Raw genomic sequence first — 3,490 nt, forward strand, 5'->3', positions numbered from 1 at the left:
ATAACAAGCTGCGCTTCGAGGACTGGGAGGGACAGGAGGGGATCAAGCTTTCCACCGAGTATGCGGGCAAGAGCCAGTTGAACCTTGGGTGTTTGGTGGATAGCAAGAGGAAGAAGCGCGGGGAGGGCTTCGAGCTTCGCACGTCAGGTTGGGGCGCGATACGGGGTGGGAAGGGGCTGTTTCTCACCGCCGATGACCAGCCGCGGGCAGGTGGGAAGCAACTCGCGATGGAGGCCGCCATTGCACAGCTCGAAAGCGCGCTACAGGTAGCGCGTGCCCTGGAAAGTTCCGCGAAGGCGGCCAATGCCGCAGCCGCAGACACCGATTCGCAGAAGCAGGTGATCGCCGCGCTCAACCAACTGAAGGAGCCTTCGCTCCTGGCGAGCGCGCCTGYGTCGGTCGGTATCGTCGCCGGGCGCGGCGCACAGATCGCGGCCCGGGAAGGCATCGCCGTTGTCGCCGAGAGAAATATCGATCTGAGCGCGATCAAGACATTCACCGTTGCAGCAGGGGAGGCGGTTTCCCTGTTCGCGCAAAAACTTGGCATGAAGCTGTTCGCGGGCAGGGGCCGCGTAGAGATCCAGGCGCAAAGCGACGCCATGTCGCTGGCTGCGGACAAGGACGTCAGCATCACCAGCGTGGATGGCGCCGTCCATATTGCCGCCAAGCGGGAACTCGTACTCGAATGTGGCGGGGCCTTCGTTCGCCTTGCCGATGGAAACGTGACCATTGGCGGGCCGGGCGACCTCATCCTGAAGGTCATCTCCATGCAAAAGCAGGGGGCGTCTAGCCTGCGCGAGGCGAGGCAGGCCCTGCCGAAGCCACCGGGACTCTACGACGAGCAGTTCACGCTGAAGGACGAGCACAGCGGAGAGAGTTTGCCGCACATCCCTTACCGGATAGAAACCGCGGACGGCCAGGTCCTTCAGGGCGTGACTGATGCCGCAGGCCGGACGATGCGGGTCTTTGCTGACAAGGCCCAGGCGCTCAAGATATTCAAGGAGTAAGCGATGGCCAATGACGCGCTTGGCAGCGGAAAGCTGAACTCGCGGGGTGAGACCAACGTCGATGCCAGGGTGCCGGCAGAGCCGCTGGCTTTCCTGCGCCCTGAGACCGGCGAAATCATCATCGTGCCGGCGGAGGATGCGAACGCGCTACGCACGCACTACAACGGGCTCAGCAACATGGTGGCAGAGCTTCAGTCCGCCCACCGGGCCTTGCAATTGTGCGAAGACCATTTGCAGGAGCTTCAGATCCGGAACGCTTCCGAGTCCGAGAAGGCGCACGTGCGGCATGTGCACGAGTTCGCGCTCGACTGGCAGCAGGAGGCGCACGAGAAGCTGCATGCGGTCTATGAAAACCTCGATCCGGTTCCGGATGGCACAGAGGCCGGTGCATCCGCTGCGCCCGAGAAGCCGAAGGAAGACAAGCAGAGTGCAGCCGGTGCCGGCAAGACGCTTGTCGAGTTGATCGCCTTGAAGCATGACAACCGGAGGGAGCAACAGAGGAAGGCAGCAGAGGATACGAAGGGAAATTTCGACGATGGATCGTTCAAGAAAAAGATTGCGTCGGTCAAATCCGCGGATGGCCTGCGGCAGTTCGCCAAGTGGCCAAAGACAATGCCGGAGAAACTGGTCTACGTGGAATCCGGCAAGCTGAAACCGAAATGGCCGAAGCTCAAGGACGTCGACAAGACAAAATGGTCCGAAGTTTACAAAAAGGGTAGTAACGGGAAGCGAAGGCTGGACAAGGCAAAGCTGCACACCTATGTGAAGGAGCAGGTCGCCAAACAGACCACCATCACGCCCAAAACGCTGTTTGGCGAAGATCTGGAGGGTGGCGCAAGCATCACGCTGGGCCAGTGGGCAGATAACTGGAACCAGGCGCATCAGCTTGAACGGCGCGGATCGGCTTCATACGACGCGGCGCAGATTGCCGACATCGAGCTTGGCGCGGGTGCCCAGCTGATGCGCTTCTCCTATGGCGGYAGTCTCAACGGCGACATGTCGGTGATGGATCRCCGYCTCAGCGTCAAGGCCGAGGGTCACGCCGCCGTGGACTTTGCCAAGGCTGAGGCGAAGCTCGACCTCTTCTTTCCACGCAAGGACGGTTGGTTGTGGACCGTTACTGATGGCGACGGCAGGACATTCAAGCTGATTGCGGGCCGTTGCCGGSTCACCGTGGAGGTGTCGGGCGTGGTGGGCGCCAGCATTGCCGCCGAACTGGCCATGAAGATCGAAGTCTCGCCTTTGGACAAGAACATGCCGAAAGCCGCCGGCAAGCGGGGCCGCAAAGGCAAGAAGGCCCGCAGGAAGCAGACGGTTTCCATCAATACCAAGGACGAGGCCGACGTTGCCACGCTCGATGCTTCCGCCGGAGCGTTCGCGGGGGTGAAAGCCAATGGCACGCTGACGGGCGAGCTCGAATGGCGGGATCCGAATGACGAGAAGAAGGAATTTGCCAGCATTGCGAGTATTGCGCCTACCGTCGGGGGAATGGCCGGCATTGGGGCAGGGGCGAAGTTCAAGATTGAGTATGTCGACGGCGTTTTTCGCCTCAAGGCGCATGCGAGCTTGTGCGTGGGGGTGGGCGCGGAAGGTGCGGTGGATTTCGCAGTGGGCGCTAAGCAGATGGTGCTGTTCTTTAGTTGCCTGTTTTACAACATCGCGTATTGGCAGTTTAAGAATCTGAAGATCTTTTCTAAAGATGCCTTCGATGCGCTGAAGGGTATTCAGTTCCTGGCGGTGCAAACCGGCCGGGCAATCGAGAGTTTCTACGGGGATATTCTTGAAACAATTCAGGGTGAAGTGGCGGACGTCGACGACCAAATGCAGAAGGCCGACGCGAGGCTGGAACTGGCCAACCGTATCCTCGGAAATCCGGGCTCAATGAGGTATGTCACCCCCGAGGCAAAGGGCATGCTCATCTATCAATTGACGCGTCACAGCTACGCGGATGTCGTGGCTAGCGGTGCAGTTGCCGGCGACAACTATCTGGGGCCTCAGCGAAAGGCGGTGCTGGCCGTCATCCAGACCGCCGTATCCAAGCCAGAGCTTGAGAACATCATTCAGCATGTGGACGAGAACGGTGCAAAGGGCGATATCGCGGCAAATAGGGCGAGGTTGAGGGCATTCTTCAAGACCGAAGCCATTCGCGACATCGATATTCCCGTCTATCAATCGCCCTATCTGCGGGAATTCGATCGCCTGGAAAAACTTGCGATGAATGGCGATTTCGATGGCTGGTACCACGCTTTCGCAAATCATCTGGTGGATACCGTGCCACACGGCTATGCGCTGGCTGACGCGACTTCGCCGACCTATGAAGCGCTGCGGGGCGCGAACGATCATCCCTTCTTTGCCTCCACCGGATGGAACGCCTACTACACCAGCGAGGCTTGAATGCACTTCAGAACAATCGGATCCATGGCAGCCGCATTGGCCCTCCTCCTTGGGTGCGCACAACACCCGGTCTCAGCATTGGCCGATGT

General features: G+C 59.9%; 2 protein-coding genes. Both read left to right on the forward strand.

The window, feature by feature from the left end:
- The coding region (locus tag AB4Z27_RS28500) for a DUF2345 domain-containing protein (RefSeq protein WP_441645912.1) at window positions 1–1,007 on the forward strand (1,007 nt) is incomplete at its 5' end.
- 3 nt (window positions 1,008–1,010) lie between these two features.
- Window positions 1,011–3,401 carry a hypothetical protein gene (locus tag AB4Z27_RS28505; RefSeq protein WP_441645913.1) on the forward strand — a complete coding sequence of 797 codons (2,391 nt, stop codon included), beginning with the start codon at window positions 1,011–1,013 and terminating at the stop codon, window positions 3,399–3,401.
- Window positions 3,402–3,490 lie beyond the last annotated feature (89 nt).

Origin of the sequence: Cupriavidus sp. KB_39 (assembly GCF_052114485.1) — a bacterium.
Classification (GTDB): Bacteria; Pseudomonadota; Gammaproteobacteria; order Burkholderiales; family Burkholderiaceae; genus Cupriavidus.